This window comes from Duganella rivi, assembly GCF_009857435.1.
Classification (GTDB): domain Bacteria; phylum Pseudomonadota; class Gammaproteobacteria; order Burkholderiales; family Burkholderiaceae_D; genus Rugamonas; species Rugamonas rivi.
Map to the genome: position 1 here is coordinate 1 of NZ_WWCK01000013.1, position 4,608 is coordinate 4,608.

Here is a 4,608-nt window from a genome sequence, read left to right on the forward strand (position 1 = left end):
CTCACCCGTTCGCCACTCGCCACCAGAGCAAGCTCCGTGCTGCCGTTCGACTTGCATGTGTAAGGCATGCCGCCAGCGTTCAATCTGAGCCAGGATCAAACTCTTTAGTTTAATCTCTGTTTTATCCCGTTTTACCGAGATGGTTCGCTCACTCAAAATACTGACAGTATTACTACTGTATTATTTCTTGTTGAGCATTTAATGCTTTTTGTTGCAGCATCAAACGCCCACATTTATCGACTGTAATTTTTTAAAGATCTGTACTGCTTGCTGCGAATCGTTGTGTCCGTCAGCGAAGAGATGAGATTATGCCGTGTGGCATTCATCCCGTCAACCCTCTTTTTTCGTTTGCTACAATCGCGACCTTTGATTTCGATAGAAAGCAGCAATGAGCAACACGATTAAACGCGGTGGATTCAGCTCCAGCTTCGGCGTGCTGGCCGCCACACTGGGCTCCGCAGTCGGCCTTGGCAATATTTGGAAGTTCCCTTCTTTGACTGGCGCCAACGGCGGCGCCGGCTTCTTGCTGGTGTATTTGCTGGCGACCCTGGTGATCGGCCTGCCAGTGATGATTGCGGAAATTACCATGGGCCGCGCCGCCAAGGCTAACCCCATCACCACGCTACAAACGCTAAGCCCTAAAAAGAGTCTGCCGTGGTGGCTGGTGGGCGTGGCCGGCATGCTGGCCTCCTTCTTGATTCTGTCTTTCTATTCCGAAGTCGTGGCGTGGGTGTTTGCCTATGTGTTCAAAGCCATCGGCGGCAGCATTCTCAGCAGCGATCGCCACGTGACCGAAAGCGCGTTCAGCGCGCTGATTAGCGACCCGGTGCAATCGCTGCTGTGGCAATGGGGCGTGCTGGTCTTCATCGGCGGCATTCTGCTGCTCGGTGTGACCAAGGGCATTGAAGGCATCACCAAGAAATTGATGCCGGTGCTGTTCCTGCTGTTATTGGTGCTGTGCGCGGTCAGCCTGACGCTGCCTAAAGTAGCGGAAGGCTTGGCCTTCCTGTTCAAGCCCGACTTCAGCAAGATCACCTCGGGCGTGATTCTGACTGCGATGGGCCTCGCCTTCTTCAAGCTGTCGCTTGGCATGGGCACCATGATGACGTACGGCTCCTACTTCCGCGACGATCAAAACATTCCCGCCACCACAGTGCGCGTGATGCTGGCTGACTTGTTCGTCTCCATGCTGGCCGGTATCGCCATCTTCCCGGCGGTGTTCAGCTTTGGCTTTGAACCGTCGGCCGGCCCGTCGCTGGTGTTCATTACGATCCCGGCGGTGTTCTCGCAAATCCCCGGTGGCCAGTTGCTGATGATTGCCTTCTTCATTCTCGCATCCGTGGCTGCCACCGGCGCCATGCTGTCGCTGATGGAAGTACCGGTCGTGATCCTGCACGAGCGCATCGGCATGAGCCGCCCGAAAGCCACGCTGCTGACCATTGCCGCACTAGTGGTCTTGGGGGCGAGCTGCGCGCTGACCAACAACCTGCTGGCCGACTTCAAATTGTTCGGCAAGAATATGTTCGACCTGTTCGACTTCGCTTCGTCGAATGTGCTGCTGCCACTGGGTGGCATATCGCTAGCGTTGTTCGTTGGCTGGGTGTGGGGCCGCGACAACTTCCAGCGCGCGCTGTCAAATCAGGGCACACTGCACAACGCCGCAGTGACGGGCGCGGTATTTTTCCTGCTGCGCTACGTGTCGCCGTTGCTGATCCTGATAGTGATGCTGAAAGGCCTCGATTTGTTCTAAGGCAGCGTTATATACTGGCCGGATCATCTATATGAGGGTGCGCGATGAACCAGAGCGAGATCCCCGTAGTGCCGATGCCGACGATCCTGATCGTCGACGACTCGCCGTCCTACCTGGCCGCGCTACTGGATCGGCTGGAACGGCACGGCTTCCTGATCGTGCTGGCGCAAACTGCGGCGGAAGGCCTGATGCGGGCCGCCTTCGCCGAGCCGGATCTGATCCTGCTCGACGTGGTGATGCCCGACATCGACGGCTTTGAAGCCTGCCGCCGCCTCAAGGCCGGCAAGAACACCAAGGATATTCCGGTCATCTTCATGACCGGGCTCACCGATCCCAAGCAGAAAGTCACCGGCTTTGACGCCGGCGGCGTCGACTACATCACCAAGCCCTTCCAGATCGAGGAAGTGCTGGCCCGCATCAACACCCACCTTGCGCTGCGTCGCGCCAACCGCGAACTGCAAGACATGATCGCCACCTTGGCTAAGGCGCGCGAAGACCTGGTCCGCAATGAAAAGCTGGCCGGGTTAGGCGCGCTGGTGGCCGGCATCGCACACGAACTCAACACGCCGATAGGCAATAGTTTGATGGCCGCCAGCACCTTCGAAATGCAGACCGACGATATCAGCCGCCACATCACGGCTGAGGGCGGCATCACGCGCAAGGAGTTCGAGCACTACATCGAGAATGCGCGGTTGTCGGTCGATATCCTCAGCCGCAATCTGCATCGCGCGGCCGACATCGTCACCAACTTCAAGCAGGTGGCGGTGGATCAGACCAGCTCGCAGCGGCGCAGCTTCTTGCTGGGCGAAGTCATCGCCGGCAATTTGCTGACCTTGCAGCCGACCATCAAGCGCACGCCGTTTGTCATCCAGCAGCATGTGCCGGCGGATCTCATGATGGAGAGCTATCCGGGGCCGCTCGGCCAGGTCGTGACTAACCTGATCAACAACGCCATCCTGCACGGCTACGATGGCCGCAGCGAAGGCCTGATCGCGGTCAGCGCGCAGCTATCGGCGCAGGGCTGGGTGACGCTAAGTGTGGAAGACCATGGCGTCGGCATCGCGCGCGACGATTTGCCGCGCATCTTTGATCCCTTCTTTACCACCAAGATGGGCGTGGGCGGCTCCGGGCTGGGGCTGAACATCGTCCACAACATCGTCACCGAGATTCTCGGCGGCCGCATCGATGTCGCCAGCGAAGTGGGTGGCGGCACCCGCTTTACGCTGACTTTGCCGATGTCGGCGCCGATCAAGTGAGCGCCTACTCTTGTGCCCAGATAGCAAGCACGCCATCGGTCACACCGGCCTTGTGGTTGCCGAGGTGCTGCACAATGAAGTAGCCAAGTTCGCCGTTGGTGCGCGTGTAGAGGTAGGCGGAGAAGGCGATGAACTTGCCAGTCGAGAGATCCGGCAAGACTTGCCCGTTCAAGATGGCCGAGACGCTCGCGGCATCGAAGGTCAGCACACCATTCGCGACCGGGAACACGCCGCTACCGTCCGCCTCAAACTTGAACGACTTCACATTGCTGCCGCCGACGGCGCAGTTCTCGCGGTACACCGTGAACTTCTGGCCGGCGAGTTCGGACGCGTCGCTTAGGCGCCACGCGGTGCGCGCCACCAGCACGTCAGTCGACTTGGTGACGGTGCCGTTAGCGGTGACGACCGGGCTGCACAGCATGCTCACGGCGGGCAGTTTATTGGATGCAATGATCGTTGCGCTGGCCGCAACCGGCGCGCCATAGACGTAACCGGCTTCATCGCTGCGCGTCCAATCAATGCTCTGCGGCTCGGCGCCGTACGTCAGCTTGCCGCCATTGGGCAAGTAAGGAGGATAACCAGGCAACTGGTAACTGTATCCGGCCGCATACAGCGGCTGGTTGTTCACACTCTGCAAATAGTGATAGCCAACATAGCGCCGCACCACTAGCGGATTGCCCGGGATCTCATCCATCGTGGCCACGAAAGCTTCGATGTCCGCACGGAAGGCTTGGATGTCGGTGGCAGCCGTGACGCGGCCAAGCAAGTCGCGCGCGCCATCGCTGTAACCGCCAGTGCCGTAAGTCAGCTTGCGGCTCTCGGCGCCGGGCTGGGACAGCAGCGACGTAAAGATGCTGGCCGCCTGCACCTTCTTCGCGAGGATTTGTGCATCGCCATTCTGCGCTCCGCCAAGTATGCTCATCACCGCCTGCGCACGGGTGAGAATGCGCTGATCTATCAAACCAGCCCAGTACTCGCGGCCGCCCGCCTCCGAATAACGGTTGAAGCCGTTCTGATAAATGGCATTAATGTAGGAGGCGTTATTGCTAACGTACAGATCCTGCGCCTCGACGCTGTTGACCATGGCATCGAGCACAATGGTGATGTCTGTATTGACGCCATAGCCGGCCAGCCACGCCGACAAGTTCTGCGGCAGCGCCCTGTCAGCGAAGATCTTGCTCCAGTAAGCGAGGCCTCCAGCGTCAGCCGGGCGGCCGAAGAAGCCGATGTACAAACTCTGGGTCAGTTGCGTGTAGTCCGCCGCCGCAGGAACTGCAGCGGCACTGCGCAGCGCTTGTGGTGCGCGCGCAGGATTGGAGGGAGTATCGGAGGAGCCGCCGCATGCAGTCAGCAGCAGGGCCAGGGAGGCAAGTGGGACAAGGTTCTTCATAAGCACTTTCAAGGTGTTAGAAAGAAGCCAATGATACCTTTTTTATAATTCAATGAATACAAAAAAGCCCGCACAGAACGCTGAGCGGGCTTTTTCTAAATAACTAGCTTGACGATAACCTACTTTCACACTGGTTGCAGCACTATCATCGGCGTAGAGTCGTTTCACGGTCCTGTTCGGGATGGGAAGGGGTGGGACCGACTTACTATGGT

Annotated in this window: 3 protein-coding genes and 2 rRNA genes; 2 read left to right on the plus strand and 3 right to left on the minus strand. The window is 58.6% G+C overall.

Features of this window, described 5'->3' with window-relative positions:
• Nucleotides 1-111, minus strand: a 16S ribosomal RNA gene (locus tag GTP45_RS27675); the annotation flags it as partial.
• A 277-nt stretch (nt 112-388) separates the two neighbouring features.
• Between GTP45_RS27675 and GTP45_RS27680 the strand changes: the two genes are divergently transcribed.
• Complete coding sequence (locus tag GTP45_RS27680) at nt 389-1,750, plus strand: sodium-dependent transporter (RefSeq protein WP_161017071.1); 1,362 nt, start codon at nt 389-391, stop codon at nt 1,748-1,750.
• Nucleotides 1,751-1,794: 44 nt separating this feature from the next.
• On the plus strand, nt 1,795-3,006 hold the full coding sequence (locus GTP45_RS27685) for a sensor histidine kinase (RefSeq protein ID WP_161017072.1): 1,212 nt from the start codon (nt 1,795-1,797) through the stop codon (nt 3,004-3,006).
• A 4-nt stretch (nt 3,007-3,010) separates the two neighbouring features.
• Here the strand turns inward: GTP45_RS27685 and GTP45_RS27690 are convergent, their stop codons facing one another.
• Both GTP45_RS27690 and rrf read right to left on the minus strand, forming a co-directional pair.
• Entirely contained in the window at nt 3,011-4,396 is a 1,386-nt protein-coding gene (locus GTP45_RS27690; RefSeq protein ID WP_161017073.1) for a DUF4214 domain-containing protein, read from the minus strand.
• A gap of 106 nt (nt 4,397-4,502) precedes the next feature.
• Nucleotides 4,503-4,608: ribosomal RNA gene (gene rrf / locus GTP45_RS27695) — 5S ribosomal RNA — on the minus strand; the annotation flags it as partial.